Origin of the sequence: Niallia laureatilytica (assembly GCF_046613985.1) — a bacterium.
GTDB lineage: Bacteria > Bacillota > Bacilli > Bacillales > Cytobacillaceae > Niallia.
Map to the genome: position 1 here is coordinate 347,170 of NZ_JBKKHP010000001.1, position 26,986 is coordinate 374,155.

Annotated in this window: 32 protein-coding genes; 12 read left to right on the forward strand and 20 right to left on the reverse strand. The window is 37.4% G+C overall.

Annotation, left to right across the window (positions count from 1 at the left end):
- Positions 1–591: 591 nt before the first annotated feature.
- The gene (locus ACLIJJ_RS01710; protein ID WP_411410487.1) at positions 592–1,518 is read left to right on the forward strand and encodes a LysR family transcriptional regulator; all 927 of its coding nucleotides are present in this window, start codon (positions 592–594) and stop codon (positions 1,516–1,518) included.
- 43 nt (positions 1,519–1,561) lie between these two features.
- Here ACLIJJ_RS01710 and ACLIJJ_RS01715 read toward each other — a convergent pair whose 3' ends face one another.
- Positions 1,562–2,959 (reverse strand): PTS transporter subunit EIIC, encoded by a 1,398-nt coding sequence (locus ACLIJJ_RS01715; protein WP_237941595.1) that lies wholly within the window; start codon positions 2,957–2,959, stop codon positions 1,562–1,564.
- Positions 2,960–3,268: 309 nt separating this feature from the next.
- Here ACLIJJ_RS01715 and ACLIJJ_RS01720 point away from each other — a divergent pair, with 309 nt between their 5' ends.
- On the forward strand, positions 3,269–4,468 hold the full coding sequence (locus ACLIJJ_RS01720; RefSeq protein WP_233313549.1) for an enolase C-terminal domain-like protein: 1,200 nt from the start codon (positions 3,269–3,271) through the stop codon (positions 4,466–4,468).
- A 65-nt stretch (positions 4,469–4,533) separates the two neighbouring features.
- Complete coding sequence (locus ACLIJJ_RS01725; protein WP_233313548.1) at positions 4,534–5,253, forward strand: GntR family transcriptional regulator; 720 nt, start codon at positions 4,534–4,536, stop codon at positions 5,251–5,253.
- A gap of 51 nt (positions 5,254–5,304) precedes the next feature.
- On the opposite strand, the gene ACLIJJ_RS01730 is transcribed toward ACLIJJ_RS01725, so the two are convergent.
- Together ACLIJJ_RS01730 and ACLIJJ_RS01735 are read right to left on the reverse strand one after the other, a co-directional pair.
- Entirely contained in the window at positions 5,305–5,919 is a 615-nt protein-coding gene (locus ACLIJJ_RS01730) for a lysozyme family protein (RefSeq protein WP_282581393.1), read from the reverse strand.
- Positions 5,920–6,259: 340 nt separating this feature from the next.
- Entirely contained in the window at positions 6,260–6,796 is a 537-nt protein-coding gene (locus ACLIJJ_RS01735; protein ID WP_411229411.1) for a cysteine hydrolase family protein, read from the reverse strand.
- Between the two features lie 413 nt (positions 6,797–7,209).
- On the opposite strand from ACLIJJ_RS01735, the gene ACLIJJ_RS01740 reads away from it, so the two are divergent.
- The gene (locus ACLIJJ_RS01740; RefSeq protein WP_237941596.1) at positions 7,210–7,797 is read left to right on the forward strand and encodes a nitroreductase family protein; all 588 of its coding nucleotides are present in this window, start codon (positions 7,210–7,212) and stop codon (positions 7,795–7,797) included.
- A 52-nt stretch (positions 7,798–7,849) separates the two neighbouring features.
- Here the strand turns inward: ACLIJJ_RS01740 and ACLIJJ_RS01745 are convergent, their stop codons facing one another.
- The 7 genes from ACLIJJ_RS01745 to ACLIJJ_RS01775 form a co-directional block, all read right to left on the reverse strand.
- Positions 7,850–8,656: a glycosyltransferase family 2 protein gene (locus tag ACLIJJ_RS01745; RefSeq protein WP_237941597.1), complete on the reverse strand. Its 807-nt coding sequence runs from the start codon at positions 8,654–8,656 to the stop codon at positions 7,850–7,852.
- A gap of 353 nt (positions 8,657–9,009) precedes the next feature.
- Complete coding sequence (locus ACLIJJ_RS01750) at positions 9,010–9,495, reverse strand: GNAT family N-acetyltransferase (protein WP_411410488.1); 486 nt, start codon at positions 9,493–9,495, stop codon at positions 9,010–9,012.
- A gap of 172 nt (positions 9,496–9,667) precedes the next feature.
- Positions 9,668–10,657 (reverse strand): ketoacyl-ACP synthase III, encoded by a 990-nt coding sequence (locus ACLIJJ_RS01755; RefSeq protein WP_237941598.1) that lies wholly within the window; start codon positions 10,655–10,657, stop codon positions 9,668–9,670.
- A gap of 249 nt (positions 10,658–10,906) precedes the next feature.
- Positions 10,907–12,385 carry a sugar porter family MFS transporter gene (locus tag ACLIJJ_RS01760; RefSeq protein WP_233313542.1) on the reverse strand — a complete coding sequence of 493 codons (1,479 nt, stop codon included), beginning with the start codon at positions 12,383–12,385 and terminating at the stop codon, positions 10,907–10,909.
- Positions 12,386–12,550: 165 nt separating this feature from the next.
- A complete protein-coding gene (locus ACLIJJ_RS01765; protein ID WP_233313541.1) occupies positions 12,551–12,994 on the reverse strand; it encodes a disulfide oxidoreductase in 444 nt (147 codons plus the stop codon).
- Between the two features lie 254 nt (positions 12,995–13,248).
- Positions 13,249–13,431 (reverse strand): hypothetical protein, encoded by a 183-nt coding sequence (locus ACLIJJ_RS01770; protein WP_233313540.1) that lies wholly within the window; start codon positions 13,429–13,431, stop codon positions 13,249–13,251.
- 175 nt (positions 13,432–13,606) lie between these two features.
- A complete protein-coding gene (locus tag ACLIJJ_RS01775; protein ID WP_267913271.1) occupies positions 13,607–13,735 on the reverse strand; it encodes a hypothetical protein in 129 nt (42 codons plus the stop codon).
- Positions 13,736–13,907: 172 nt separating this feature from the next.
- On the opposite strand from ACLIJJ_RS01775, the gene hpaB reads away from it, so the two are divergent.
- Together hpaB and ACLIJJ_RS01785 are read left to right on the forward strand one after the other, a co-directional pair.
- Entirely contained in the window at positions 13,908–15,365 is a 1,458-nt protein-coding gene (hpaB, locus tag ACLIJJ_RS01780; protein ID WP_233313539.1) for a 4-hydroxyphenylacetate 3-monooxygenase, oxygenase component, read from the forward strand.
- Positions 15,366–15,519: 154 nt separating this feature from the next.
- On the forward strand, positions 15,520–16,026 hold the full coding sequence (locus ACLIJJ_RS01785; RefSeq protein ID WP_233313538.1) for a YhcN/YlaJ family sporulation lipoprotein: 507 nt from the start codon (positions 15,520–15,522) through the stop codon (positions 16,024–16,026).
- A gap of 44 nt (positions 16,027–16,070) precedes the next feature.
- Here the strand turns inward: ACLIJJ_RS01785 and ACLIJJ_RS01790 are convergent, their stop codons facing one another.
- Both ACLIJJ_RS01790 and ACLIJJ_RS01795 read right to left on the reverse strand, forming a co-directional pair.
- The gene (locus tag ACLIJJ_RS01790; RefSeq protein WP_411410489.1) at positions 16,071–16,304 is read right to left on the reverse strand and encodes a hypothetical protein; all 234 of its coding nucleotides are present in this window, start codon (positions 16,302–16,304) and stop codon (positions 16,071–16,073) included.
- Between the two features lie 104 nt (positions 16,305–16,408).
- Positions 16,409–16,879, reverse strand: coding sequence for a hypothetical protein (locus ACLIJJ_RS01795; RefSeq protein WP_233313536.1), 471 nt, complete (start codon positions 16,877–16,879; stop codon positions 16,409–16,411).
- A gap of 132 nt (positions 16,880–17,011) precedes the next feature.
- On the opposite strand from ACLIJJ_RS01795, the gene ACLIJJ_RS01800 reads away from it, so the two are divergent.
- Positions 17,012–17,296, forward strand: a complete 285-nt coding sequence (locus tag ACLIJJ_RS01800; RefSeq protein ID WP_233313535.1) for a late competence development ComFB family protein — start codon at positions 17,012–17,014, stop codon at positions 17,294–17,296.
- Between the two features lie 64 nt (positions 17,297–17,360).
- Here ACLIJJ_RS01800 and ACLIJJ_RS01805 read toward each other — a convergent pair whose 3' ends face one another.
- The 4 genes from ACLIJJ_RS01805 to ACLIJJ_RS01820 all read right to left on the reverse strand — a co-directional run bounded on the left by ACLIJJ_RS01805 (position 17,361) and on the right by ACLIJJ_RS01820 (position 20,469).
- Positions 17,361–18,872: a DHA2 family efflux MFS transporter permease subunit gene (locus tag ACLIJJ_RS01805; protein WP_411410490.1), complete on the reverse strand. Its 1,512-nt coding sequence runs from the start codon at positions 18,870–18,872 to the stop codon at positions 17,361–17,363.
- A 29-nt stretch (positions 18,873–18,901) separates the two neighbouring features.
- A complete protein-coding gene (locus ACLIJJ_RS01810; protein ID WP_267913270.1) occupies positions 18,902–19,036 on the reverse strand; it encodes a hypothetical protein in 135 nt (44 codons plus the stop codon).
- Positions 19,033–19,653, reverse strand: coding sequence for a TetR/AcrR family transcriptional regulator (locus ACLIJJ_RS01815; protein WP_233313533.1), 621 nt, complete (start codon positions 19,651–19,653; stop codon positions 19,033–19,035). The genes ACLIJJ_RS01810 and ACLIJJ_RS01815 overlap by 4 nt, the downstream gene beginning before the upstream one ends.
- A gap of 285 nt (positions 19,654–19,938) precedes the next feature.
- On the reverse strand, positions 19,939–20,469 hold the full coding sequence (locus ACLIJJ_RS01820) for a pyrophosphohydrolase domain-containing protein (protein WP_233313532.1): 531 nt from the start codon (positions 20,467–20,469) through the stop codon (positions 19,939–19,941).
- Positions 20,470–20,698: 229 nt separating this feature from the next.
- Between ACLIJJ_RS01820 and ACLIJJ_RS01825 the strand changes: the two genes are divergently transcribed.
- From ACLIJJ_RS01825 to ACLIJJ_RS01840, 4 genes are all read left to right on the forward strand, one after another.
- Positions 20,699–21,025 carry a hypothetical protein gene (locus tag ACLIJJ_RS01825; protein ID WP_233313531.1) on the forward strand — a complete coding sequence of 109 codons (327 nt, stop codon included), beginning with the start codon at positions 20,699–20,701 and terminating at the stop codon, positions 21,023–21,025.
- Between the two features lie 383 nt (positions 21,026–21,408).
- Entirely contained in the window at positions 21,409–22,284 is an 876-nt protein-coding gene (locus ACLIJJ_RS01830) for a LysR family transcriptional regulator (protein ID WP_233313530.1), read from the forward strand.
- A 184-nt stretch (positions 22,285–22,468) separates the two neighbouring features.
- Positions 22,469–22,846, forward strand: coding sequence for a CidA/LrgA family protein (locus tag ACLIJJ_RS01835; protein WP_233313529.1), 378 nt, complete (start codon positions 22,469–22,471; stop codon positions 22,844–22,846).
- Complete coding sequence (locus ACLIJJ_RS01840) at positions 22,843–23,532, forward strand: LrgB family protein (RefSeq protein WP_233313528.1); 690 nt, start codon at positions 22,843–22,845, stop codon at positions 23,530–23,532. Before ACLIJJ_RS01835 ends, ACLIJJ_RS01840 begins: the two co-directional genes overlap by 4 nt.
- Before the next feature lie 32 nt (positions 23,533–23,564).
- Here the strand turns inward: ACLIJJ_RS01840 and ACLIJJ_RS01845 are convergent, their stop codons facing one another.
- A complete protein-coding gene (locus tag ACLIJJ_RS01845; protein WP_233314732.1) occupies positions 23,565–23,768 on the reverse strand; it encodes a cold-inducible protein YdjO-related protein in 204 nt (67 codons plus the stop codon).
- A gap of 340 nt (positions 23,769–24,108) precedes the next feature.
- On the opposite strand from ACLIJJ_RS01845, the gene ACLIJJ_RS01850 reads away from it, so the two are divergent.
- Positions 24,109–24,396 (forward strand): DUF6509 family protein, encoded by a 288-nt coding sequence (locus ACLIJJ_RS01850; RefSeq protein WP_237941600.1) that lies wholly within the window; start codon positions 24,109–24,111, stop codon positions 24,394–24,396.
- Between the two features lie 42 nt (positions 24,397–24,438).
- On the opposite strand, the gene ACLIJJ_RS01855 is transcribed toward ACLIJJ_RS01850, so the two are convergent.
- From ACLIJJ_RS01855 to cshA, 3 genes are all read right to left on the reverse strand, one after another.
- Positions 24,439–24,837 (reverse strand): cytosolic protein, encoded by a 399-nt coding sequence (locus tag ACLIJJ_RS01855; RefSeq protein ID WP_233313526.1) that lies wholly within the window; start codon positions 24,835–24,837, stop codon positions 24,439–24,441.
- A gap of 127 nt (positions 24,838–24,964) precedes the next feature.
- Positions 24,965–25,165, reverse strand: a complete 201-nt coding sequence (locus tag ACLIJJ_RS01860; protein ID WP_233313525.1) for a cold-shock protein — start codon at positions 25,163–25,165, stop codon at positions 24,965–24,967.
- 106 nt (positions 25,166–25,271) lie between these two features.
- On the reverse strand, positions 25,272–26,726 hold the full coding sequence (gene cshA, locus ACLIJJ_RS01865) for a degradosome RNA helicase CshA (RefSeq protein WP_233313524.1): 1,455 nt from the start codon (positions 26,724–26,726) through the stop codon (positions 25,272–25,274).
- Positions 26,727–26,986 lie beyond the last annotated feature (260 nt).

A 26,986-nucleotide genomic window follows, 5' to 3' on the forward strand; every position in this document is an offset into this window, starting at 1 on the left:
TTTCCACACCATCGTGAATGAAATAGATAACGTTTTCAATAGTGTCTGCATGCTTTTAGATAACTTGTTCTAAAAGTCACTCAAGACTTATTTGGGCTGCATAGCTGCATATAGTTCTGACTGACAGCAATAAATTGGTTGAAATTGATGTGTAATCATGGTGATTTGTTCTTCCAAGCAGTTCTTTTTCACCAACCGGTCTCCTGTCCTCCTTTAAGTTTGAATAGGTAAATGCAAGCACAACTTTTTACTAGTGCCTGCAAACTGAAGTCTAATATAGAAAAACCGAAGCGTAAATGTAAGAAAACTAAACACAGTGTAAAGAAAAACTTACTCTCAAAGCTAGTTTAGGAAGGAAAACAGAGGCTTAATGCTCTAACAAAGCCAATCATTAGTTTTTAGTTCTACTCTCAAATATTCCATCATCTTCTATATTTCTGTCAGTTATCTCTAACATGAAACTTCCCGTTCTAAAATTGAGACAACGAGAAAAAATTTTTTTAGTACTATTGAGATAGTGCAAATGTTATATATCCATCACTTCAGTAGTAAGCCTGAAATCCATTGTCTATTACAAGCAGGAGGACCAAGATGAATTTGGAACAAATTGATTATTTATTAGAAGTAGCAAAAGAAAAATCTATCCGTAAAGCAGCAGACAAATTGCATATAACCCCTTCGGCAATCAGCCAATCCATCCTTCAAATAGAGGCAACACTTGGAGTGACTATTTTTCGGCGTTCTAATAAAGGAACCATTCCTACATCAGAAGGGAGTATTGTTTTAAAGCAGGCATTTGAGCTCCAGTGCAAATTTAAAGAGCTGTATGAGGGAGTAAAAGGCATTGCCCAAGGAAGCTTAAGTGTTCCATTGCGAATTGCCTTCACACCAACCTTTGGAAATGTAGGCTACAATGCCTTCATGGCTTTGAAGGCAGAACATAAAGAGCTGAAGGTTGAAATACAAGAGGGAATGCATGAGGAGATTATGGAAACAATTATTAAAAATAATGGCGCATTCGACATTGCCTTAATTGTAGAAAACAGAAATCTGTATGCTTATGATGACTTGTTCCATATAGAGCCCCTTTACAGCAGCTATGTCTGTGTTGCAGTTGGCAAAAACTCCTCCTTACGATCAAAGAAGTTTCTGACCACAGCTGATTTAACAAATGAAAGCATCGCTATATTTGAAACGGCAACACATCGCGAACTAGTGAAAAAGACAGGACTAGAAGACAATTCTGTGTTTGTAACATCCAATAACAGTTTCCTAATCAGAAAGGTTGTAAAAGATGGTCATGCTATTTGTGTACTTGACGATTTTTCCTTAATGAATCATCCAGACACACTGAATGGCGAAATTATCGTGTTACCTTTTAGAAATCCACATTATATTTATCGCGAAATGTGGGCGGTATATCCTAAAGAAAGTGCTAAAAATGAGAATGTCATGAACTACTTAAACACAGTCAAAAACTTAATACGGCAAGGATGCCCATTAGAAGCATTAGGATGACATTTGTTAGGAGGGTCCATAATGGAAGCCCTCCTATCCCGCTTCATCCTTCTATTTTTATGGCAGCATTATCTCTTTGGACCACTCCATATGAATTCTTTTTAACTGTAATAAACGCAATAGTAAATGCAGTTCCGATGGCGAGGATAATGCCTATAATCGCGTATGGAAAATATGGACCAACATAGGCAACAAGGCTGACAATGCTTGAGAGAATATATCCATAAATTCTAACTCCCATTGCTGCAAAAAATGTTGCTGCAACAGTACTTCCAATTGTACAAGCAATAAATGCCTTACGGTTTTTTATCAGCACTCCGAACAAGGCCGGCTCTGTTATTCCTAAAATGGCAGAGATTGTCGCAGATAATATAATAGACTTTTCTGTCTTATTATTCGCTTTAAAAAACATCGCGAAGGTTGCTCCGGCTATGGCCATATTTGTCATAAACATCATTGGCATCAGCATATCATAGCCCTTATCTGCAAAGTTCTGCAAGGCAATCGGAGTAATGGCATGATGCACTCCGAACACAATTTCAATTGGTCTTGCTCCTCCCATTACAACCCCTGCTAATACTGGAGAGATGTCAAACAGCAGTTCTACCATATAAGCCAGCCCTTTTCCTACATAACTGCCCAGGGGACCTGATGCGATAAGTGTAAATGGAATAGTTAAAAATAATGTCAGTGTTGGTGTAAAAACTGTGCGCAAAACAGACGGCATAAACTTATCTACCCATCTATAAATATAACTTAACGCCCAAACAGAAAGAATAATAGGAATAACAGTGCCTGAGTAATTAATTACCGGAATAGGCAAGCCTATAAATTGAAATTGACTTACCTCGCCAAGCTTTGCTGCATCAAGCAAGGATGGGTACATAAAACCGCCTGCTACTGCTATAGCTAAGTATTGATTTGTTTTAAATATTTTGGCTGCCGATGCTGCTAAAAAGAACGGCAGAAAATAAAAGACACCGCTGGCAATTAAATCGAGAATGACTACTGTTTCGCTTTCCTTTGGCAATATATTGAGTGCCAGTAAGCCTGCCAAAATTCCTTTAATCATACCTGCACCTGCTATAGCAGGAACAATAGGTCCAAAAACACCAGAAACTACGTCCAGCAGTCTCCCGAATAAGCCTTTTTGCGTTTTATCTTCCTTCAATTGGCTCCCTTCATCATTCTCATTCATCTCCAGTTCCTCCATTAAAGAAGAATAGTAGGATTGTACATTTGTTCCGATTATGACTTGATACTGATCACTCTTTAATTGCTCTCCGATTACTCCGTCTATCTTTTTCATATTTTCATGATCTATCATAGACTGGTCTATTAAATCAAAGCGAAGTCTCGTCATACAATGCCAGGCCTTCTTTATATTTTCTTTTCCGCCAACATAGGCTATGATTTTTTTAACAGCTTCTTTTTCCTTCATATTCAGCATCCTTTCATAATTCAGGTAACGAACAAAGTAAAACTTGCTAAATGGAGCCTTGATTTGACAAGCAAATAATAGCACAGCATCAGCATTTATGAAAACGGTTTAAAAATAACCAAAAAAAGAGAGAATCCCTTTATTCACTTGGGTTTCAACCTTCCTGTCTCCGCAAATTGGTATGGTAAATGAACTTATACTGATTACTTACCTGACCAAATTGACTTCTAGATTGGCTCTGTGCTTAAATGAAATCACTAAATGACTTGATTTGACACGAATGAAATGAAGAGAGAAGGAGATTAATAGTTGGAACCGACAATCATTACTGACATTGCATCATTTGTCACTAACCCGCATCGCCATAATCTTATTGTGGTGAAAGTAGTAACAAATAAAGGAATTTATGGATATGGATGTGCGACTTTTCAACAGCGCCCATTAGCAGTTCAAACAATTATTGAGGAATATTTAAAACCATTGCTCCTTGGCCGGGATGCCAATCATATTGAAGACATTTGGCAAGTAATGATGGTCAATGCGTATTGGCGCAACGGACCTGTCATCAATAATGCGATTGCAGGTATTGATATGGCGTTATGGGATATTAAAGGAAAGCTTGCTAATATGCCACTTTATCAGTTATTTGGAGGTAAGTCTAAGGATGCCATTGCTGCCTACACACATGCGGACGGCCTTACGATAGAAGCGCTATTCAGTGAAGTCGACAAGCTGATTGAAAAAGGCTATCGTCATATTCGCTGCCAGCTCGGCAAATATGGCGGGAAGAACCATAAGATGCATTTGCCTACGCAAATTAGCGGAGGGGAATTTTTTGATCAGGACATCTATCGCAGGGATGTTGTCGCAATGTTTAGCGCCTTGCGGGAAAAATACGGATTCTCCATTCATTTCCTGCACGATGTGCATGAAAGGCTTTTTCCTAATGATGCCCTGCAGCTTGCGAAGGACTTAGAGGCATATAAACCTTACTTCCTGGAGGATATCCTTCCGCCTGATCAAAATGAATGGCTTGCACGATTGAGAAGTCAATGCAGCACTCCGATTGCCACAGGAGAATTGTTCAACAACCCACTTGAGTGGCGCAATCTGATTGTCAACAGACACATCGATTTTATCCGTTGTCATGTCTCCCAAATTGGTGGCATCACACCTGCATTAAAGCTTGCTGCCTTATGCGAAAATTTTGGTGTGCGAATAGCTTGGCATGGACCTTCGGATATGACTCCAATAGGTGTTGCTGTTAATACACACTTAAATATTCATTTACATAATGCGGCGATCCAGGAAGTACAGGAACCTGATGAAGAAACGAAAAAAATGTTCCCAGGAAATGTTGAAGTAGTGGATGGCTATATCTATCCTATCGAGAGAAATGGGATTGGCGTTGAATTTAATGAGGATTTGGCACGCAAATATCCTGTCATCTACCGTAAGCATGAGTGGACAGAATCACGTATTCCAAACGGCAGCATTCACACACCGTAACAGCTACATCTATTGCTTAGCCTCCTGCATGAATATGAGGAAACTAATCTTATCATAGAGGTATAATGATGAAAAAACGAGATTTCATTGCAGAAGATATTCTTAGTAAAATATATCAAAATAAATACAAGGCTGGACAAAAGCTCCCTACAGAACGGGAGCTTTCTAGTATATATGCTGTTTCAAGATATACCATTAGAGAAGCGTTAAAAAAACTTGTCAATATTGGGTGTGTATCCATTATTCAAGGTTCCGGTATCTTTGTTTCAGACACTAAATATAAAAGCCCCTTGATTTATAATTCATTAACTGAAAAAAAGTTCAACGAAATCACTTCTGAAATAATCTATTTCAAAAAAATTAAGCCTAATCAAGAATTAGAAAAGATATTTGATTTGCGCCAATTGCCTCATGCACGATTATGGGAATATAAACGAGTCAGGATTGTCGACTATCAAAAAATGCAGATTGAAACGTCGGTTCTTCCTTTTACCTATTTTCCAGATCTTAATGAAGAAAAGATAAAAAGCTCTGTTCATGATTATGTTCAGCAATGCGGTTATCACATATCCCACTTTATCACAACATATCATGCGATCAATATTACGAAAGAAGATGCAGAACTGCTTAACTGTAAAAAAGGAAGCGCAGCTATGCGGATTATTAATAGAGGAATTTTAGAAAATGGTAAAGTGTTTGAATACAGTGAAATCATTAATTTGGATTACTCTGTATCTTATTTCACTCCGTTCAACAAACACAGTCATGAATATAGAAAAAATTAAAAAGACCAGGTGCAATTTATGCCACTGGTCTGTATTTTCTTATTCCATAGTTTAAGAGTGATGCTCTACAATCTTATTCATATCTTCAAGCTTTGCCGTAACCTTCCCGGCATATGTATAATCACCGTAGCAATAAGGGTACCGGAAGTTTAGTTTATCGTTATTGCAAGTATACAGCTCAGGCGATTTTTCTACCATGTATTCAGAGTAGGATTTGGCTATTTCCTCACTGTGATTTGTCTCCTTGCTGACAACGTAATCAATATAGCCTGGTCCCATATTATAACTTTGAATAATCGTATCAATGTCTACCCCGTTTGCCTCTCCATATTTGTACATTTCAGAAAAATGGAAGACTCCTTGTTTAATACTTTCAGTCGGATCGGTGATTTCATTTCGGCTCAGGCCCGCAGATTCTGATGACTGCATCGGGTCAGTGCCTTTCCCATGACTTTCCTGATCCATAATCGCAAGCAAAACAGGTGCAAACTCATCAGGTTCGAGGTCATTTCTTTCTAATTCATTGATGATATCAGGCAAATAATTCACTAATCTAGTTTGTTCCGTATGTTTAATGGTTTTAGCGGTCACTAAGTATCCAATATACACAATCATTATTAACAGAATAAGAATCGGCAGCTTCCTTACTTTTCTTCTTTTCTTCAATTTAACCCCTCATTAAAGCAATATAATAATTTTTCGTCGTTATTTACGTTTTCCATTATACAGGATATAAGCAGAAATTTCTTTCTTCAACAGAAAGGTCAGAATATTTTTACCTTTTCGTTCTTCTGAGAGGAGATTATTAAAAAAGGAGATTGATTGGAGCGTAAAGGAAAGACTGCTACTTAGGATGAATGGGACAGGCAAGAGCCTAACACAAATCTCTTCGGTACATATTATCCTTTGCAGATCCTTGAAGAATAAAAAAGAGCAGCTATCCTTTAAGTTACATGGTGTAGAGTGAGAAAGCTGCTTTTACTAGGCTGTACTATTAAACTAACAATCATCTTCTTGCTAATAGTTCGACTGCTTCTTTCACTGGAACAACTTTCGCAAACCGCTTATTCCAAATTTTGTAGTTATAAAATTGATAGGTTTTTTCCCCTGATAAAAACTCATTATCATATGTACTGTTCGTTTCTTCTGGTATGATTACTTCGAATCCTAGCTCGAAAGCGCTTTTGCAGGTCGAATCAATACAATATTCTGTTTGCAGGCCAACTAAAACAATCGTGCTCGTTTCATTGTCTTGTAAATACTGTGTCAATCCGGTTTTTAGAAAAGCACTATTATAACGTTTTCCAAATCTCTTCTCCTTATTTATGGGAGCAATGGCAGAAAAGACTCTCCACCCATCTGTGTTTCGTTCAAGTTCCTCGCCTGGATCGTCTTCATGCTGCACATAGATTACTTCTTGATTATTATCCCTTGCAGCACTTATCAGCAGCTTTATATTCTCCACCAATTTTTGCTCATTATATGGATGTTCTGCCATCAATGCCTCTTGAACGTCAACTACCAGCAAGACTGTTTTGCCCATTGTATTCCCTCTCCTTTAACACGATAATAAGCTTTATTTGATAAATAAGGATAAATTTGAAAGGTTTGCTGCTTATACGCACCAAACCTTTTTTAAGTTCCATATGAGATTAACGTTTCGCTTTTTTGTATCTATATGTTAAAAATTTGTATAATCCATAAACTAAAGCAAGCAGCACTAGTAAGTTTAATAGCTGCCAAGCACCAGTTAAAAATGACATAGTTTTCCTCCGACAATTTCCTCGCAGATAATCTTACCATGTTTTTCAATTTGCTAATAGGGGCTATGGAAGAATTTCTTCCTAGATTATCTAGTTCTGGCGGAATGATTTCTGATAATTACAACAGATTACTTCTTATTAAACTTTTTATATGGTATATTTTAGCTATTAAAATTAGCTAGGAGGAATAGGAATGACAGTAAACGATTTTCGCAAGCCTGATTTTGAGATATCTCCCCAATTTATTAATCGCTGGTCGCCGAGGTCTTTTGTAGAGAAGGACATTTCCGAAGAGGTTTTATTCAGTGTCTTTGAAGCAGCACGTTGGGCTCCTTCAGCTTCAAATATGCAGCCTTGGAGATTTGTTATTGCTCGTACACAGGAAGATTTAGAAAAGTTTCATTCCTTTATTGTGCCAGGAAATCTTACTTGGGCCAAGCATGCTTCTGCTTTAGCTGTTATTATTTCAGAAACAAAGACGGAAAGAGGAGAAAATGCGTGGCATGCATTTGACGCTGGTACTGCATGGAGTCATCTTGCGCTAGAAGCTGCCAATAAAGGCTTGGTTACCCATGCTATGGGCGGCTTTGATAAAGAAAAAGCTCGTCAAGTTTTGAATGTGCCAGAGGAGTATGCACTTCATGCAGTAATTGCAATCGGCTTTCAAGGCGAAAAAGATGCCTTGCCGGAAAATTTGCAAGAACGGGAAATACCAAGTGGCAGACGCCCATTAAAAGAATCTCTTTTCGAGGGAACCTTTGGTAAAGAAGCTCTTAAATAACGACTAAATACATAAGAAAAGGGAAGATAGAGCAATATTCCCTTTTCTTCCTTTAAGCATTATCATCCGCATTTTCTTGTGTCGGTTCTAACCCATCCAAAATCATATAGCCTTCTTCATATTTAAAAATTGGCCTATAAACATCTCCCCAGCTTTTTAATGTTTCTTCAATGAGCATACGCAAGGAAGAAGCCGTTTCGTCTTTCTCGTTCGTATTATTCGTTTTATGTCTGCGATGATAAAGCATAAGCTCGTCAATCCAATAAAAACGGTGTGAGACAATAAGCTTTAGCAATATTCTAATATCCTCGACATACCTTCCGCCATATGGATCATCTACAGGCCAGCCGCCGACCTCTCTTACTGCAGAGGTTCTGTAGCATCTTGGCCATATAGACGTGTTTGCAAGTAAAAAATCATATGGATTAGTATAATGTCTGCCTTGTTTGATTCGCGACATATAAACCTGTCCATTTTCATCTTCAAAGCTAATATTGATATTGCCGCTGATCACAGCAACATCTTCCGGCTGTTGTTTCGCTTCATTAGCCATGCTTTGCAATGTGTTCGGATAAAGCCAATCATCAGGATCGAGCTGTACAAAAAAAGGTGTATCTATATGGCTCAGCCCTGTATTCAAGCTAGCCGATTGTCCTAAATTCTCTGGATGTCTTACATATGAAATTCTAGGATCGACAAGAAACTGTTTTACTAACTCTGGACTTTCATCGGTAGAACCATCATCAACCAACAAGATTTTCCAAGAGAAATAAGGCTGTGCGTAGATGCTGCTGATTGCATCAAGTATATATCTCCCGGGGTTATAAAACGGAATCAGGACTGTAATAATATTATCCATCTTTATTGCCTCCAACCTTTCATATTAAATACATATTTATTCTATGAGAGGAAGTATAAAAATGTATGTTCAAACATCTTCCTTTCGCAATTTTGGCATTCGCGTAGTAGATTTCAATATTTATATGTCTATTTAATATAAGCAAAAGGCCTTTTACTTTAAAAGAAAAGACCTACTTAAAACCTATTCTGTTATATGTACTATAAAAAATATAAATATTTAATTCTTATAATTAAATGTCCATATTGTTTATAAGGTATTAATAATGAGCTTCAATCGCTAAAATCCCTTCAGTATTAAAAGTATTTTATGCCTATCAATAAGGAATATTTCTTTGCACTATCCATCCTTGTCTATATTTTATAAATGAGGTTATACCAAGCTGTCCCTGCATGCTGGGACTCTGATAGACCATGGTTTTTAAATCCTAATTTCTCATAAAAAGGAATCAATTCTTCCTTGCACGTTAATGTAATTCCTAGTCTGTTATTTTTAATTACAAGCTCTTTTAATTTGTTCATCAAAAGCAGGGAAACCCCTTTGTAACGGGCCTCTTTTGCTACCGCTAATCCAAGAATACTTTGAAATCCGCCTGCAGACGGATTTTGCTGAATACTTTCAAACAAATCATCTGTTATATATGGATAAGGAATGATTGGACCATTAATATAGCCAATGATTTTCCCCTCTTTTTCCGCAACAAGAAACGTATCCTTTATTAAAGCAATTCTTTCTAAAAAGGCTTCCTTTGTTGCTGCTTCTTCTTTTGTAAACCCTTCATTTTCAATGGTTAGCAATCTTTCCAAATCCGTTTCTTTCACATTCCTTATTTGAATCATTTTTCCTATCAACCTTCCGTTTATCTATTATCCGTTCAAGCTTATTATGTATTTTTTCTAGTAACATACCGTCTAACAATTATTCTATTTTTTCACCTACTTCTTGTAAAGAGAGAATTACTTCTTACATAAAAAAACAGGAAAAAGCCTGTTAACTCTTTCCTGACATCATTCAATATGAAGGTAAATTCCATTTGATAATAAGACCTAGATGTGTGAGTCCCCCTCCGAAACCATACAAAAGCAGGCTGTCTCCCTCTTTAATTTTTTGGTCATATAATCCTAGTTGAATCGCCAGTGGGATAGAACTGGAGGATGTATTCCCATATGGTACCATGCTTGTTAAAGTCTTTTCGATTGCCGCACCTGATTTATCACAAATAGACTCAATCATTCGCAGATTCGCACTATGGGGAACGAACCAATCCAGTTCCTCTATCGTCATATCTGCCTTTTTTAAAAGCTCTGCCATTGCTCCAGGCACCGTTCTTGTCGCCCATTTATAAACCTCGCGGCCATTTTGAACCATCTTCCCGTTTGTCTTTAAAGGCTCACCATTCATTTGCTCCGACATGGCAGTTCGGTACACATGAATTCCTCCCTCTCCGTTTGTACCCATATGGGATGCCAGAAAGCTAGGATTTTCCTCATCATATTCAACGAGCATGGCACCAGCACCGTCTCCAAATAAAATACATGTCGTCCGATCTGTATAATCAGTCACCTTAGACAGCGTTTCTGCAGCTACGACGAGCACTTTTCGATGCATTCCTGAAGTAATCAGACTATTCGCGAGATGCAAGCCATATGTGAAGCCCGCACATGCAGCACTTAAATCGAATACTCCAGTAGAGCTCATGTGAAAATGTTTTTGAATTTGGGCAGCTACACTTGGGAAGCTGAAATCAGCTGTAGTTGTCGCAACAATAATAAAGTCTACGTCTTCAAGTGACTTTTTTGAGTTTGCAGCCAAATGTTCAATCGCCTTGATTGCTAATGTGGAAGAAAACTCGTCTTCTGCTGCTATCCTTCTTTCTTTTATGCCGGTTCTTTGCACAATCCATTCGTCATTTGTCTCTACCATTTGGGCCAAATCATCATTTGTCAGCCTTTTATCAGGCACGTATGTCCCGATTGCCGTTATTCTTGCTTTAGATATCATGATTGTCTCTCCCTTTGTTAATTTATAACCAGTTTATATATCCAACTATTAGTATCAGGTACTAAATTTATAATATTATTTTCTCGCTTCATTTGTCAACATACTAGTATTGGAAAAGGCACTGTCCTTTAAATAAGAAAAAGCTATTTTATATAAAATGTTTAAAGCCTTGCATCTGCGACTCAGCTCTTCAAAAACGGGCCATTACCATAAAAAAGACGCTCCTCTAAATAGGAACGTCTTCATTCTTTATCCTTGTTTTGCTGCAAGCTTTTTCTTGGAACTGCGGAAGGCATGCTCAATTTCTTCAAGTGAGCGTCCTTTCGTTTCAGGAACAAATCGTTTTATAAAAATTAGACTCAATATTCCTAATCCTACAAACAGGAAGAAGGTAGTCGATAATCCGAATGCATCAAATAAAACAGGGAATAGCAATCCTACAAGGAAATTCATCATAAACAGACAGAATATTGATATTCCCATCGCTAACCCGCGCATATGAAGGGGAAAGATTTCAGATTGCATCAACCATGTGACAGGTGAAACGGCACCTTGCTGGAATGCTAAAAATAACACCGTCAAACTGAGAATAATAAATGGCAGCATGGCAGATCCTTTCATTACAATCGAAATGATACCGATAAGCAGCAGAGATGTGCTTGTCCCTGCCATGCCGACAAATAGCATTGGGCGTCTGCCCACCTTGTCAAGCAAGGCTATTCCTACGAAAGTCGCCAATACGGAAATGACTCCATTGGCAATATTGCCGATAAGGGCAGCTTCCGTTGAAAATCCTGCATCCTTTAATATTTCTGTTCCATAATACATAATGGAGTTTACTCCTGTTAACTGCTGTATCATGGCGATTCCAATTCCTATAAGTATAATTCTGCGAACATGCGGAAGTTTTAAATCCTTAAAAGTAGCTTTTTTAAGCTTTCCTTCTTCTTTGATTGTATTTTCAATTTCCTTCAGCTCTCTTCGTGCTTGAACTCTTTCTCTTATCTTTTCAAGCACTGCCTGTGCTCCTTTTATATTACCTTTCGAAGCTAACCAGCGCGGACTTTCCGGAACGATTAGCATTCCTATCCACAACAGCACTGCTGGAAGTGTTGCGATAACTAACATATATCTCCAAACATTACCCATTTCTCCGAAAGAATTCGCAAGGATTGCATTAAATATGTAAGCGAGCAGTTGCCCTGTAACAATCATTAATTCATTTTGTGTAACAAGTCTTCCCCTTTTCTCTGCAGGAGCCATTTCTGCTAGGAAAGCAGGAACTGTCACCGATGTAGCTCCGACGGCAAGACCTAAAACAAATCTGCTTAACACCATGATTTCCATATTAGGTGCAAATGTACAGCCGATTGTTGCGATAAGAAATATAAATGCGACGCTGATGATTGTTTTCCGTCTTCCCTTCCTGTCAGCCAGCCTGCCTCCGAAAATAGCACCAAAAGCTGCCCCGAACAAAAGAGAACTAGTGACTAGCCCTTGTGTAAAAGGAGTCAAATTCAACTGGTCTTCTCTTGACATATAGGGAAGAGCACCATTTACTACGCCGGTGTCATAACCATATAAAAGACCTCCAAAAGTTGAAATGAATGTAATGAGTTTTAAGTATGCCTTTTGTGAAAGCTTCTGTTTTTTCTGCACATTTCCTGTCTTACTTGTGCGGTCTGTAGAAGATGTTCTCACAAAACCAGGTTCTTCGCTTGTTTTCATGTACTACTATCTCCCTTATAAGAAAAAATTGTGAGTTATACTTCCATTATTCTAAGAAGTGTATACAAGTTAATTACCTTTTCAGGAGATTGTTTAAACATAGAGACAGAAAATACAAGGTAAATGAAAAAAAGCTGCCATTTTGGCAGCTTAGTGTCGGACGACTTATTCTTGCTCATTTTCGACAATGAATTTTGCTTGCTTGTCCATTTTTAAACCAGCAACACATAAAACAATAATAAGAAGAAAGGCAATCAATGCCATCAGAGGAATCGTAATGAACCCAAATAAGTTAAAATAATCGGTCGTACATGATACTCTTCCACATGAGCCTAATTCCGGTGGAAACAGCATAATATAATTATGGTAAAGAGAAATGATAAACCCTATACTCGCTAATGATAAAAAGCTCCAGATTTGATTATAATCTTTCCTTATAAGAGCTAATCCAACAATGACCGGCAGAGGATACATAAATATACGCTGTAACCAGCAAAGCTTACATGGTTCATATTTCATAATCTCTGAAAAAAACAGGCTGCCGAATGTGGCAATAGTCGAGACTAGCCATACAGCCATCAAAAGTCTCTCTTTATTTTTATTTTTCACCTAACATATCCTCCTTGCTGCAGACGAAAAGTTATTGTTTTATAACTGTCATCCATGTCTTCACATTCTTAATACGATAACATAATTTTCTCCTATTAAACATGGCTTGTCTATCCAATTATGGGTATTAAGACAACCATAGGAATTAACTCTTTGTTTGCCAAACATTTTACTCACTTATTATAGTTTATTTGCGGCAATTAATGTAGGTATGAAAACAAGGTATTGACTTTTGCCAATACCTTTTATTTATTTCACTCTGCTTGTGCAATCACTTCCAGACTGCTATCCTCTGCATAATGAATGATATTAGTGATTTTGTAAAATTTTTTGTCGATTTTAATGGTTTCTCCTATGGATGGAGATGTCTGAAAGATGATCTGTTTGGATTGCCAGCCTCTCTCTTTGTCTTGATACAGTGTATTTAATCTTACCAAAAGGATCACCTCCTATCAGTGTGCTCCCCATAACATATAATTTTTTTTGTTATTTATGACAATTTTTTCTGTTACAGCTATATCTCGTCAGCAAGCTAAATGGAAAAAACAGGACATTGCTGTCCTGCTTTTTTCTAATCTTTTTGGTTATGTACTATGCTGTTTTTATAAATTCTTATTTTGTATCTTCCAATACATCTCGGATAAATAACCCTAAATTTCCGCTCGAATCAAAAAAGATTGACCATAAAAACAAAATTGGAATAGCTACTGTTAAATAACAGTATTTGAATACTTTTTTCATATCTTTTCAAACCATCCTCTCACTAAACATTACTATATTTTACCATAAAAATTTCTTTATTTCGAATAATCTCACTTTTCTGTCGTTGTATTGGAACAGAATCAAAACTTTATAATAAAATAATTTAAATAAGTCTGGTTCACTAAATGACAAATAAAGGGAAGGATTTTTTATGGGTGTAATCAGTGGCAAAGCTTTAATTGAACGTATTGACAGAATGAATACAGAAATTTGGCTGGACGGCTCCAAGCTAGTGGAAAAGCCTTCCAACCATCCAGCATTTAAAGGAATTCTTCAAGCAAAGGCTGCTTTATATGATATGCAGACAAATCCGAACAGATTAAAGGACATGACCTTTCCCTCTCCACTTACAGGCAATCCTGTCGGTTTATCCTATTTGCAGCCAAAAACGATGGAGGATTTACGGAAAAGACGTACAATGATGGAAGCCTGGGCTAAAGCGACTTATGGAATGATGGGCAGAAGCCCTGATTATTTAAATACGGTGATAATGAGTCTGGCTTCATCTGCTGGACTGCTCGCTGGTGAAGAAAATTGTTTTCCAGAAAATATTAAAAATTTATTTGAAGAAGCACGTGAAAAAGATTTGACTTTTACACATACATTTATCACCCCACAGGTTAATCGGTCCCAGGTATTTTTGGAAGACAGCAAGGAACCAATTTCCGCAAAAGTTGTAGCAAGAACCAAGGACGGCTTAATAATTAAAGGGGCACGGCTGTTGGCCACTCAAGGCGGTATTACAGACGAGGTACTCGTTTTCGGAGCACCTAAATTTGATAAAAATGAAGCGTTCGCCTTCAGTATTGCATCAGATACACCAGGGCTTAAGTTTATATGCAGAGAATCCTTTGCAGGCGGCGATTCACTCGTTGACTACCCTTTAAGCGCAAGATATGAGGAGATGGATTGTATTCTCGTCTTTGACAATGTTCTTGTTCCGTGGAATCGGGTGTTCTACTATGACAATCTTAAAGCAGCCAATGACTTTTTGAATAGGAGCTCCTTTCACCACTACGCATTGCATCAAGTGCTGATAAGACAAATAAAGAAAACTGAATTCATATTAGGCATAGCCGAATCTATAATTGACACCATTGACATTAGAGAGTATTCACATATACAGGAAAAAATGGCGGAGATTATCATCGCATTAGAGACTATGAAAGCTTTATTAGAAAAGTCCGAGCATGATGCACAGCCTGATCAATGTGGACATCTCGTACCAAATATCCTTCCTCTTCAAGTTGCAAGCAATATTTTCTCGAAAAGTTATCCCCGTTTTAGTGAAATTATTCAGTTGATTGGTGCAAGCGGACTTGTGACATTGCCGCAAGAGAAGTCTTTTCATTCTGCTATTCGCAATGATTTACTTCAATACATGCAAGGTGCAAGTAAAAAAGCGGAAGATCGCAATAAAATATTTCGGTTAGGCTGGGATTTGACGATGAGCGCTTTTGGCACAAGACAGACTCAATACGAACGATTCTTTTTCGGTGACCCAATACGCTCAGCAACCAGTTTATACAAACATTATTCATTGCAGCAGCATGTACAACAAGTAAGCGAGTTTTTAAACTTGCAGCAACCAGATGAGCACAGTTCATAAGAGCCTGTATCTTTTGATAATAGGCTTTTTTGTTTTTTATTATCTCATTGCTTTGCCCTTCTATACAATAAATGGCACAAATCTTCCTCATACATATTCAAGTTTGTTATAGGGAAAACTGAATTTGAAACTTATTAAGGAGGGTTCTAGCGCCATGAAAAAAGTAAAACATTTGCTTGCAGTCGCAGCCTTGACAGCAGTTATGACAGGGTGCGGCAATGATGATGATAATAACGGCACTGCCATGAATGATAATAATAATAACAATACCGAAAACAACTTGAACGCTGACAATATCGGCAATAACTCAGACGAACGCAATAAAGCGGACCTTGACGTAGCTGATAAAGCGGCTGAAAAGATAAAAGATATGAAAGAAGTGAAACGTGCAGTTGTCATGAAGACAGATGAAAATGCCTTTGTTGCTGTACAGCTTGAAGGAAATCAAGAAGATGGTGTAACAAATAAACTAGAAGATAAAATCGCTGACAGAGTGAAGGATACGGATAGTGAAATTGATAATGTGTATGTATCTTCAAATCCAGATTTTTATGATCGCTTCACTAATTATGCTGATGATATTGAAAATGGCAAACCAATCAGCGGTTTATATGATGAATTTGTTGAGACAGTAACAAGGATTTTCCCTAATTCCCGCTAGAAAAGTAAAACACCCAAACCAGTGGTTTGGGCGTTTTTAGTTTATTAATAAGGATAGTATGGGTATGGGTATGGCGGATATGGATAATACGGATATCCTCCATAATACGGGCCGCCAATAAGAGCACCAGCAGCTAGACCCCCTAGCAGTCCCGCAGCGAAAGGTGCACCAAAGCCGGGCCGAAAACCCCATGGACGATAAAATGGGCGTCTGCCAAAGCCAATTGGTCTTCTTAAATCATTTTGGTAAAATCCATAATTTGCAGCTATCTCATTCATCTGTAGTTTACCTCCTCTTTATAATCCCTAATAAGATATTCACCCACCCAGCGTCTTGCTTAGGTAAAAGCACTAGTCATTACGGAAAAAAATCGGAGACAAAATCAGAGGCATTCAAGAATAGCGATTTTCTTTAAATCCTTATTATTGTTTTTTGTTTTCCTGTAGCTGTCTTTTGATGATTTCCGGTAAACGGCTAAGAAGTCTTTAACAGACAACACCTTAAATCTCGCTTCTGCTTCCACCTTCATTTCTAACAGGTTATAAGCAACTCCTGCAAAGTGAGGCAGGTCTTCTTCATAGGCGAACCCTATTTCAAACCCATTTTTCTCAAACTTATGCTCGTGTAAATCTGTCAGTTCATACGACAGCTTTTCCATCATTTCCTTTAAAAGGGGCCATTTCTCCTCTATATAAGATATTGGCACAAGAATATCAATATCCTGTGGGTTAAAGTTAATACCCGTTACGACTTCAAGCCCTAATGACCCATATAAAACAGGAGTTATACCAAGGTTTTTATTTAAGGCCTTTCCTATATAGAGGAACTCTTGATAAAGTTCGTCACTTGTCACTTGACCATCTCCCTCCTTTACACCTAACTTCAGTATAAAATACCTTTAAGGATGAATAAATCATTATCTCATTTAAACAAATCAACAAAATAGCCGATATAAATATATAGTAAGACAAAAGGGGTAATAGATATGGAAAGAAAATATTTAAATGTGATGGAAGAAATTGTAGAGTCTCTTGTTACCTATTTATTACTAAGTCCAGATTTTCAGCTTTTTTGCAAGTGCGAAAAGTGTAAAATGGATATAATTGCATACAGCCTAAACAACCTGCCTCACCATTATGTAACAACAGAAAAAGGCAGACAACATGTGTTTGACCACTTAAACACAGAAGAAAACAGAAAATGGATAAATAAACGACTTATTAGCGCCATCTATCTTGTAGGAAACTACCCAAAGCATGAGCAGCAGTAACTAGCTGTTATAGAAAAATAAAAAAGGAATGAACTGGACTCACCAGATCATTCCTTTTTTGCTGTTAGTTTGTTGCTGGTTTTCTATTTGGGCTTCCTTGCTTCTCAAGCTCTTTAACTGCTTCTTGACTTGTATCGACTCGTTTAACAAACAGTGCCAGAATTAAAGCAATAGCATTAATAGCAAGTGTCACGTAGAAGGAATATTGAATTCCCTCAAGCAGCGCTTTTTGTGTAAGCAGTGCAGCTGAAGCTTCTGTCACAGAAGCTGGATCTACTCCAGCCATCATACTTTCCGCTTCGTTTTTTGTGACTGTATTCATAATTGTAACAAGTATCGCTGTCCCGATTGATCCTGAAACTTGCTGAGCTGTATTATTAACAGCCGTTCCATGAGGATTCAAACGTGTTGGCAATTGGTTTAAGCCGTTTGTCATGATTGGCATCATTACCATTGACATTCCGAACATACGCAATGTATAGACAAGAATGATATAGGCATGTGTTGAATCTATTTGCAAATGTGCCAGCATATATGTCGATACACCTGTAATAGCCAGACCTATAACGGCAAGAACACGGGGACCGAATTTATCGAACAGCCTTCCTGTGATCGGCGACATAATCCCCATAATAACTGCACCAGGAAGCATCATTAAACCAGAATCAAGTGGCGATATCCCTCTGACGTTTTGTACATATGCTGGTGTCAAAATCATCCCGGAAAACATCGCAACCGCATTAACTATCGCAATAACAGAGCCTAGCGCAAACATTGGATATTTATAAACACGCAAATCAAGCAGCGGTTCTTCCATTTTTAATTGTCGCATGATGAATACCGCCAATGCTATAGCACCGGCAATCAATGATATTAATACAACTGGATCAGACCAGCCGTCGGAGCTTGCGGAGCTGAAACCATATAACAATCCGCCGAAACCGATGGAAGATAATACAACCGATGTATAATCTAGTGTTGCATTTTTATTTTGTGTCATAACATTCTCAAGCTTCCATGCTGCCAGCAGCAAGCTGATTACAGCAAGCGGAAGAATCATTTCAAATAAAAGTCTCCAGTCATAAAATTCAACAATATAACCAGATAATGTTGGTCCGATTGCAGGAGCTGTAATCATAACCAATCCGAAAATCCCCATAGCAGCACCACGTTTTTCACGGGAGAAGCTAATTAGCATGATATTCATTAACAGCGGGCCCATAACCGAAGACCCTGCCGCTTGGATCATTCGTCCTGCAAGCAATGTGCCAAAGTTAGGAGCAAATGCTGCCAATGCAGTACCTGCTGTAAAAATGGCCATGGAGGTAATGAATAGGCTTCTGTTCGAAAATCTAGTTAACAGGAAGGCTGAAGCTGGTATTAATACACCACTGACAAGCATATAGCCTGTTGACAGCCACTGTACCGTCGAATAATCGTCAATTTTTAGGTCAACCATAATTGATGGTAATGCAACATTCAAAAGTGAGTTGTTTAGAAATGATACAAATGCACCTACAAATAGAATGGCAATCATCAAATATGGAGGTTTCTTTTGTTGTAAACTGGAATCCATATAGTTTTTGTCTCCTTACCCTTAGTAAATTAATTTATCTTTTTATTATCTGCACATGCTAATTGGAGTATGTCAGGACGTTTGATAATTTGCGCAGAGATGTTTTGCTTCTGAAGTGTGTCGACAAGCTTTTTTAATTGCATGTTGATTAAATCCTTCATCATACTTCTTCCCTGCCGAATCCCCTTTTAAGAAGATCCATTTGCTTCAGATAACTGTCAGTCGCCTCTGCAACGGTTAAATCCTTCACATACATTTGAACAATATTATGGAAGGTAACGGCTGTCATAACTCTTACCATGTGATGCAATTCACTTTCATCCTTTAGGTTCAGGTTGCTTTTGTTAATCGATTGGGAGATATTTAAGAAAAGACTTTTTTGCTTTTCTTCGTATACATTATTAGCTAATGTGTTCTCCAATTTATAGTTCATATTCAAAAAGGCGTTTTTAAAAAAGTTTTCATGATTTTGTTCTTTATGATTTGTCACCATAAATTGAAAGGACTTAATAAAGGTTGCGAATAAATCTCCGTCATTTTCCTCTAATATGGAAAGGAATCGCTTCGTATTTTTCTTGGAGATTTCACTTAATAAATAAAAATACAAATCCTCTTTGTCATCGAAATACTGATAAAAACTTCCTCTCGGAATACCTGCGCTTTTAATAATATTGGCAATAGATGCCTCATGTAGCGGAACTCTTGAAAATTCTTCTTTTGCAGCATGAATCAACGTATCTTGCTTATCTGCTGCTAAATGGAAAAATGTTTGTTTTGGCATAAGACAACTCCTACTTCCTATACATGACACAGTGTCACATCTGATAACAAAATTTATTATATGTGACAGCGTGTCATCTTGTCAATATATTAAGATGACATCATGTCACTTTTTTCGGAAAAAATCTTAAACAGATACAAGTTAGCATTTTCCTATTATTTCAAATCGATTATAGGTCTAAAAGATTACACAGTGGCACAAAAGCCCTGCAAGAGAAAACCAAAAAAAACCAGAACAAGACTCTTTCTAAAAAGGTCTTGTTCTGGCTATCTTTGAATGAGCCTGTTATTTGTTTCCTTTTTGTCTGTCTATTTCCTGCTTAAGACGACCTTCCGGTGCGAAGTCCTTTTCCCAGTTCGGCGGCTTAATGATTTTTCCGTCTTCTTCTCTAAATCTTGGTTTACCGTCTTCAAACAGCTTGCCCATATTTGCTTCTTGAACAATCTTAAACAGATTAAATGGCTCTACGCCTGCAATGACAAAGCTTCCTTGGTTAAAATACTCCACATCTGTCAATGCGTCCATTTGTGCAACAAGCACATCATCGACAGGCTTTTTCTCTGTCGTAATTTTAGCAGCGGCTTTATGAAGGCCAGCAAGAAATGCTTGAAACAGCTCCTGAAATTTTTCTTCTTTTCCGTCAGCTGTTGCATAAAGAAATTCTACAAGCTCTTCTCCTGTCCATACAGCTCTGTTTACAGCTGTTTTTTCTTCAATCGGTGCAGGTGTTTCTCCGACTTGATGTCCGAATGCTTGGTGAAAATCTTTCACCATATTATACATAATATTAAGGTCTTTATTTTGTTCGTTTCCCATAATGACTCCCTTTAAAAAAATTCTTCCATGAGTATTTTACCATTAATGCTACCAATATGGGACTTCCATTCTGTTTTTTTTGTAATCCTTGTAAGAGAATATGCGATTTCCTTTTATATAACAACGTTTTGGCCACCGCGGCCTGAACCAACGAAGCAATGTGAAAAAACATTAATTTACTAGTATTTAAACCCCTGTTATAATACTAGAGGAAAGAGGTGTTGAATCAGTGGATATATTCAGTGTTAAAGAATTGTCAGAGGTTGTACGTCATGTAGAAGTCGAAGGTCAAGGGGGTATTTTTACAGAAGAAACTGGAAAACTGCCAAAGGATTATCCAAAAGAATTTCTGAGTAGAATTGTCAACTATATATCCGATCAAGTGTTGATTAATAAGATTGATGCTTTAACCGAGGATGAAGCACTTCATATGTTTGTTAAATCCGTTTATATTGTACGAATCAAACATTTGGAAAGCCCTAATAATTTCGAGGAAAATGCACTTATAGAAAAAGTTTTTGAAGATTATATAATGGAACCTTCCGCGCTTAATTAACCTGCGCTCTTTAGATAAATGTTTTCAGGCTGTTGAGGGCATACCCAACGGCCTGAACTCTCCATATATTAAGTCCTTATCGAGTCCGTTTGTTGCGATTTAGATTACTTACGATTATTTCCACCGTATTTTTCTTTGCAAGTAAATTCTCATATTTTCTTTGAGACATTAAGTTATATTTCCAATCCGCTTGCCATTTTTTTGTTTTCAACTCATAAGTATTCACAGGTTTCCACACCTTTCCAATCATTCTAACAAAGTTTTACCCGCCTACATCATTCTGTAAACATCTTTTTTTATTTCAAAATAATAAATATTCGCTGTCTCTTTTTCAGCTGTTGGAGTACAATAATAAACAGTGAAAATAGGAATGGAGCAGTTAAATGGAAATTAGACAATTAATGTACTTTGTTGAAGTAGTAAAGCAGAAAAGCATGACGAAAGCATCTGAAAAACTGCATGTTTCCCAGCCTGCCCTTAGTAAAGGTGTCAAAAGTTTGGAAGAAGAAATCGGCATCACGCTAATTAATCGATCAAATAAAACACATGAACTAACAGATGCTGGCCAGATCGTTTACGATTACGCGCAAAAGATAATGGCTCAAATGGATGAGATGGCAACTACCCTCCACGATATGACTAATCTTGCTCGCGGGAACATTAACATCGGTATTCCGCCAATGATCGGCAGCCTCTTTTTCCCTAAAGTTATATCTGCATTTCACAAGGCGTATCCGAATATTCAAATCAATATTAAAGAGTATGGAGCGGCTAAAGTAGTCAAGAGTGTCGAAGAAGGAGAAATTGAAATTGGTATTGCCGTATTGCCAATAATGGATGAGTCTTCGTTCCACGTCTTCCACCTTGTGAGTGAAGAAATTAAATTAATTGTCCACAAACAGCATCCTCTTTCCAATCGAAAAAAAGTCCATATGAAAGAACTTATAGATGAAGAGTTTATTTTTTACAGTGAGGATTTCGCCTTATATGAAATGATGAAACGTGGATTCATCAACGCAGGATTTGAGCCGAACATCATCTTTAAAAGCTCACAATGGGACTTCATGATTGAAATTGTTGCTGCGAATTTAGGGATTTCCATGCTTCCAGAATCGATTTGCAACCGCACAACAAACAATCAAGTAAGATTTATTGATTTAGAACCAGTAACTAATTGGCAGCTTGCTGTCATAACAAAAAAAGACCGTTATTTATCTGTCGCCGGGAGAAGATTTATTGATTTTATTCTTCAGCAATAAATGATCATCTCCCCTGCTCCTCCCCCATTTACGCATCACCTTCTGCACGCACCCATTATAACTATTGGTTATTATAATTATAATAATTATGTATTTTACGAATAGCAACATTCAGCGTATGATAACTTATATAGTTAATCTAAGGTTTAAGGGCGAGCATTTATTCCATTGATTGACAGGGAAGGTGATCGTATTGAAATTTCTAATCATTATCGGGCAAATTGCTTTTATACATCTTTTTCTTTTTCTTGGAATGGGAGTAAAAATGGTTGTGTCAGTTCCGCTGCCAGCATCCATGATTGGTCTCATTTTTTTATTTATAGGTTTACAGCTTAAGTGGATTAAACTGAAGTGGGTAGAAACTGGTGCAGCCTGGCTGCTGGCTGAACTGCTGCTGTTTTTCATTCCATCTGCTGTTGGTATCGTCAACTATGAAGAAATCCTTAATATGAAAGGAATTGAAACGGTTCTTCTCATTGCTGTCAGCACCTTTATCGTGATGGGAGCAACCGGATTTACAGCAGAAAAAATCTATAATAGAAAGAGAAGTTTAAATAAATGAACATTATAATGTTTACTGTATTAACGTATATATTTTACAGAGTGACAAAATGGAGTTATAAAAAATGGAAAAATCCATTGCTACATCCGCTCCTGCTGTCACCACTGCTTTTAATTCTGTTTATCAGCTGTCTCCATATTCCAGCAGGAAGCTATTTAGAATCATCGCGGTTGTTGACACACCTGCTCGGCCCTGCAACAATCGCCTTTGCGGTGCCGATATATAAACATAAGCATCTGTTGAAAAAATATTTCGGTGTTATGCTAATAAGTGTCACAACCGGTACAGTAGTAGCTATCACGTCATCTTTTTTTCTATCACAATTAATTAATTTGCGAGCAGATTTCATTATAAGCATATTGCCGCGATCCATCACAACGCCAATCGCAATTGAAGTATCGCAGGAAATTGGCGGACTTCCGACATTAACAACCGTGTTTGTCATCATTACTGGAATCATCGGCGGGATAATTGGACCATATGCAATAAAACTTTTATCCTTGAAATCGCCTATTGCTAAAGGATTAGCTTTAGGAATGGGTGCACACGGTGTCGGAACAACAAAAGCGATGGAATTTGGCGAACAGGAAGCAACCTTTTCGACCTTGGCAATGATATTAGCTGCTTGGATTACGGTGATTTGGGGCAGTTCGCTCATTCCTTTGTTAATGAATATTACAAGCTAAAAAAAAAACTAAAATCCAAAGGATTTTAGTTTTTATTTTGAGTAAATGCTATTATTATTGACGACTTGCAACTCTCTAGTCGTTTTTTCCATATCACTGCCGCATATTGGGCATTTTGGTGTTTCAGTGCTTTTAAAATTGTCCCGAATCCAGCATTTGCATGTTTCAGATACACAATCCCAAACTACAACTTCTTCTTTTACAATTTCCTCGTTATTCTTTCGGCCAAATCCCATTGCCAAATGAAACACCTCCATGAAGCTTTGTTTGATTAGAGCCCACTATCAAAAAAAAAGAGCCCGTAAAACATAAAAAATCACTTGCAAACGTAAGAAATCTACAGACTAGACCTTAAAAACAAGTGACCAAACATATCTATCTTTCTTTTAACCTATCTTCCTATTATAACATACATATATAAAAAGTCAAATAATTAATATTCCATCTTATCATATTCCATTTCAATTGAAAAGCATTAGCTATCCTGTAAGCAATATGATATTATTTTCGAGTATGCAATAAATTCACCCATACTTTGAAATACTATGCAGTGATAGATATAGGAGGTCATCAATAATGAATATAACAGAGTATACAGTGGAAAAGATCGAAGATCCAACTGGCATTTTATCAGGAGAACGATATGAATTCTTTTTAACTCTGGAAGAGGATGAGGAGGACGAGCTGTTTGAGGACGGCACCATTCAATTAAAGGTATTGTTCTTCGTTGAGGAGTCAGAAATGAAAGTGTTAAATTATGACTTTTATAACAGCAGCCAAGACAAGTACTTGGATTTTGCTTTAGAAGAGGACGAGCTTCAAGAAGTATTTAATTTTTGCAGCAGTCATTACAAAGAGGCTTAAATTACATAAAAAGAGCAGGAGACATGTCTCCTGCTCTTTTTATTATACTTCGACCGACTTGCCATCTTCCACAATATGATGCATTAAATGCGCAAGATAGTGGATTGGACCAAAAGCGTCCTCTGCTTCTTCCTCTTCATCCTCATCAATTTGCAAATCATTTAAATGAAGTGCTATAAATTGGTAGAAGTCCTTTAATTCAAAGGAAAAACAAGCAGATGGTGTTTCACTTTCTTCCAGATATTGAAGAACTAAATACGATTCTTTTCCACTTTCATCAACTGCATCAAAATAGATGAAGTAGCCGATATTCGTATCCAACTCAAACAGCTGTCTAGTTCCACCGCTAGTTACTCGGTTAAAATCTTCTTCACTCAATTTTTGGACTGTAATGTTTTCCATTCCATCTTCTTTATGAAATTCAACAGTAAATTCTTTCATTATGTAGCACCTCTTTCTTTATCAGCCTTTATTGTAACAGACTTTGTCCAATTAACAAAAATATTGCTTCTAAAAAATTATGCTAAAAAGAACCCTGTCATTAGCAGGGTTCTTTATCATCAGCATATTAAAGTTTCGTTACGTTAACAGCTTGCGGGCCACGTGCGCCTTCTTCTATATCGAAGTTAACTTCTTGGCCTTCATCCAAAGTTTTGAATCCGTCTGTTTGAATAGCAGAAAAATGAACAAATACGTCATCTCCACCTTCTACTTCAATAAATCCAAAACCTTTTTCTGAGTTAAACCATTTTACTTTACCTGTTGCCATTTTATTGCCTCCTAGATTTAAATAACCAGGATATACATTTATATCCTTCATTTGTTTATATTAACCAATTGGAAGAGAAATTAAACATAAAAGAGAAATATTTTTATTAATCTCTATTTCTGTTTCTGTTTCTGCTTCTTCTTTCTCCGCCGCCGCTGCCGCCGCCACGGTTACGGTCATATCCACGTCCGCCTCTGTCATTACGACGACGTCCGCCAGAACGGTCACCTTTCGGCTTCTTAGAACGAAGCGGTTCAACTGCAGTCAATTTAACTGGCGTTGCATCTGGCTCTTTTGTAAGAAGCTTCAATGCACTTGCAAGCAATGTCACAGAATCAGTTTCTTCCAATAATGTTTCAGCAAGACGCTTATATTCTGCAAATTGATTTTCTTCAACTGTTTTTTGGATTTTGTTAATTGTTGCCTGTTGGTTTCCAGCCAATACATCTGTAGTAGAAGGTATCGGGTTTTTCACCATTTTTTTCTTCGTAACATTTTCAATGATGCGAAGATGATCCAATTCTCTTGGAGATACAAATGTTACAGCATAACCTTTTTTACCTGCACGGCCAGTACGTCCGATACGGTGTACATAGCTTTCAGGGTCTTGCGGAATATCAAAGTTGTAAACATGTGTCACACCGCTGATATCCAATCCGCGGGCAGCTACATCTGTCGCTACCATGATGTCAATTGTTTGTTCCTTAAAGCGACGGATTACTTGATCCCTTTTGCCTTGCGGAATATCACCATGAATTCCTTCTGCAGAATATCCACGCTTGATTAAGCCTTCAACCACTTCATCAACACGTTTTTTTGTTCTACCGAATACAATTGCAAGTTCTGGTGATTGGATGTCAAGAAGACTGCACAACACATCAAACTTTTGGCGCTCTTGTAATTCGATAAAGTTTTGCTCAATATTTGTAACCGTCATTTCTTTTGCTTTAATTTTAACAAGCTCTGGTTCAACCATGAAGCGTTCTGCTAATGATTGAATTCTTTTTGGCATTGTTGCAGAGAAAAGCAATGTTTGACGTGTTTTTGGTGTTTCACTTAGAATTCTTTCGATATCTTCAATGAAGCCCATGTTTAACATTTCATCTGCTTCGTCCAAGACGATCATTTTTGTATCTTGCAGACGAATTGTTTTACGTTCGATATGATCGATTAGACGACCAGGAGTCGCTGCAATAATTTCTGGTTTTTTCTTCAATCCGCGAATTTGGCGGTTAATGTCTTGCCCACCGTAAATTGGTAATGTACGGATGCCTTTCACTGCACCGATACGGTTAAGTTCTTCTGCAACCTGTACAGCCAACTCCCTAGTAGGTGCGATTACAAGACCTTGAACTGGTTTACCCACTTCAATTTTTTCTAAAAGAGGCACACCGAACGCTGTAGTTTTACCAGTACCTGTTTGTGCTTGTCCAATCATATCCTTGCCAGCAAGACCGATTGGAATCGCCTGTGCCTGGATTGGTGTTGGCTCTTCAAAGCCCATATTGGATAATGCTTTTTCTAAACTGCTGCTTAAATTAAAATCTGAAAAAGTGGTCAATACTTTTTCCTCCTTCATTATTGCTCATTGCATTTAATACTTATAAAGAATGGACGTTATCTATTATGATTGTCCATTTTGGATACCCTAGCCTATTTTACCCAAATTAGTAGGCATTTAAATAATCTTATCTTGAAAAATATTGGAGCAAGAGCGTTTTATAAATAATAATAAATATATACTCTCCACTTCCATTCACTTTTTTTCATGTTCTAAAACATTCTGGAAAAAAATATTAGGGGATTTAAATTCCTGATGAA

What these genes read in the sequence shown, in the direction of transcription:
- ACLIJJ_RS01710 (WP_411410487.1), top strand. Translation starts at nt 592, where the DNA reads ATGAATTTGGAACAAATTGATTATTTATTAGAAGTAGCAAAAGAAAAA.
- ACLIJJ_RS01715 (WP_237941595.1), bottom strand. Translation starts at nt 2,959, where the DNA reads ATGAAGGAAAAAGAAGCTGTTAAAAAAATCATAGCCTATGTTGGCGGA.
- ACLIJJ_RS01725 (WP_233313548.1), top strand. Translation starts at nt 4,534, where the DNA reads ATGATGAAAAAACGAGATTTCATTGCAGAAGATATTCTTAGTAAAATA.
- ACLIJJ_RS01735 (WP_411229411.1), bottom strand. Translation starts at nt 6,796, where the DNA reads ATGGGCAAAACAGTCTTGCTGGTAGTTGACGTTCAAGAGGCATTGATG.
- ACLIJJ_RS01740 (WP_237941596.1), top strand. Translation starts at nt 7,210, where the DNA reads ATGACAGTAAACGATTTTCGCAAGCCTGATTTTGAGATATCTCCCCAA.
- ACLIJJ_RS01745 (WP_237941597.1), bottom strand. Translation starts at nt 8,656, where the DNA reads ATGGATAATATTATTACAGTCCTGATTCCGTTTTATAACCCCGGGAGA.
- ACLIJJ_RS01750 (WP_411410488.1), bottom strand. Translation starts at nt 9,495, where the DNA reads ATGATTCAAATAAGGAATGTGAAAGAAACGGATTTGGAAAGATTGCTA.
- ACLIJJ_RS01755 (WP_237941598.1), bottom strand. Translation starts at nt 10,657, where the DNA reads ATGATATCTAAAGCAAGAATAACGGCAATCGGGACATACGTGCCTGAT.
- ACLIJJ_RS01760 (WP_233313542.1), bottom strand. Translation starts at nt 12,385, where the DNA reads ATGAAAACAAGCGAAGAACCTGGTTTTGTGAGAACATCTTCTACAGAC.
- ACLIJJ_RS01775 (WP_267913271.1), bottom strand. Translation starts at nt 13,735, where the DNA reads ATGAAAAAAGTATTCAAATACTGTTATTTAACAGTAGCTATTCCAATT.
- hpaB (WP_233313539.1), top strand. Translation starts at nt 13,908, where the DNA reads ATGGGTGTAATCAGTGGCAAAGCTTTAATTGAACGTATTGACAGAATG.
- ACLIJJ_RS01785 (WP_233313538.1), top strand. Translation starts at nt 15,520, where the DNA reads ATGAAAAAAGTAAAACATTTGCTTGCAGTCGCAGCCTTGACAGCAGTT.
- ACLIJJ_RS01790 (WP_411410489.1), bottom strand. Translation starts at nt 16,304, where the DNA reads ATGAATGAGATAGCTGCAAATTATGGATTTTACCAAAATGATTTAAGA.
- ACLIJJ_RS01800 (WP_233313535.1), top strand. Translation starts at nt 17,012, where the DNA reads ATGGAAAGAAAATATTTAAATGTGATGGAAGAAATTGTAGAGTCTCTT.
- ACLIJJ_RS01805 (WP_411410490.1), bottom strand. Translation starts at nt 18,872, where the DNA reads ATGGATTCCAGTTTACAACAAAAGAAACCTCCATATTTGATGATTGCC.
- ACLIJJ_RS01810 (WP_267913270.1), bottom strand. Translation starts at nt 19,036, where the DNA reads ATGATGAAGGATTTAATCAACATGCAATTAAAAAAGCTTGTCGACACA.
- ACLIJJ_RS01815 (WP_233313533.1), bottom strand. Translation starts at nt 19,653, where the DNA reads ATGCCAAAACAAACATTTTTCCATTTAGCAGCAGATAAGCAAGATACG.
- ACLIJJ_RS01820 (WP_233313532.1), bottom strand. Translation starts at nt 20,469, where the DNA reads ATGGGAAACGAACAAAATAAAGACCTTAATATTATGTATAATATGGTG.
- ACLIJJ_RS01830 (WP_233313530.1), top strand. Translation starts at nt 21,409, where the DNA reads ATGGAAATTAGACAATTAATGTACTTTGTTGAAGTAGTAAAGCAGAAA.
- ACLIJJ_RS01840 (WP_233313528.1), top strand. Translation starts at nt 22,843, where the DNA reads ATGAACATTATAATGTTTACTGTATTAACGTATATATTTTACAGAGTG.
- ACLIJJ_RS01845 (WP_233314732.1), bottom strand. Translation starts at nt 23,768, where the DNA reads ATGGGATTTGGCCGAAAGAATAACGAGGAAATTGTAAAAGAAGAAGTT.
- ACLIJJ_RS01850 (WP_237941600.1), top strand. Translation starts at nt 24,109, where the DNA reads ATGAATATAACAGAGTATACAGTGGAAAAGATCGAAGATCCAACTGGC.
- ACLIJJ_RS01855 (WP_233313526.1), bottom strand. Translation starts at nt 24,837, where the DNA reads ATGAAAGAATTTACTGTTGAATTTCATAAAGAAGATGGAATGGAAAAC.
- ACLIJJ_RS01860 (WP_233313525.1), bottom strand. Translation starts at nt 25,165, where the DNA reads ATGGCAACAGGTAAAGTAAAATGGTTTAACTCAGAAAAAGGTTTTGGA.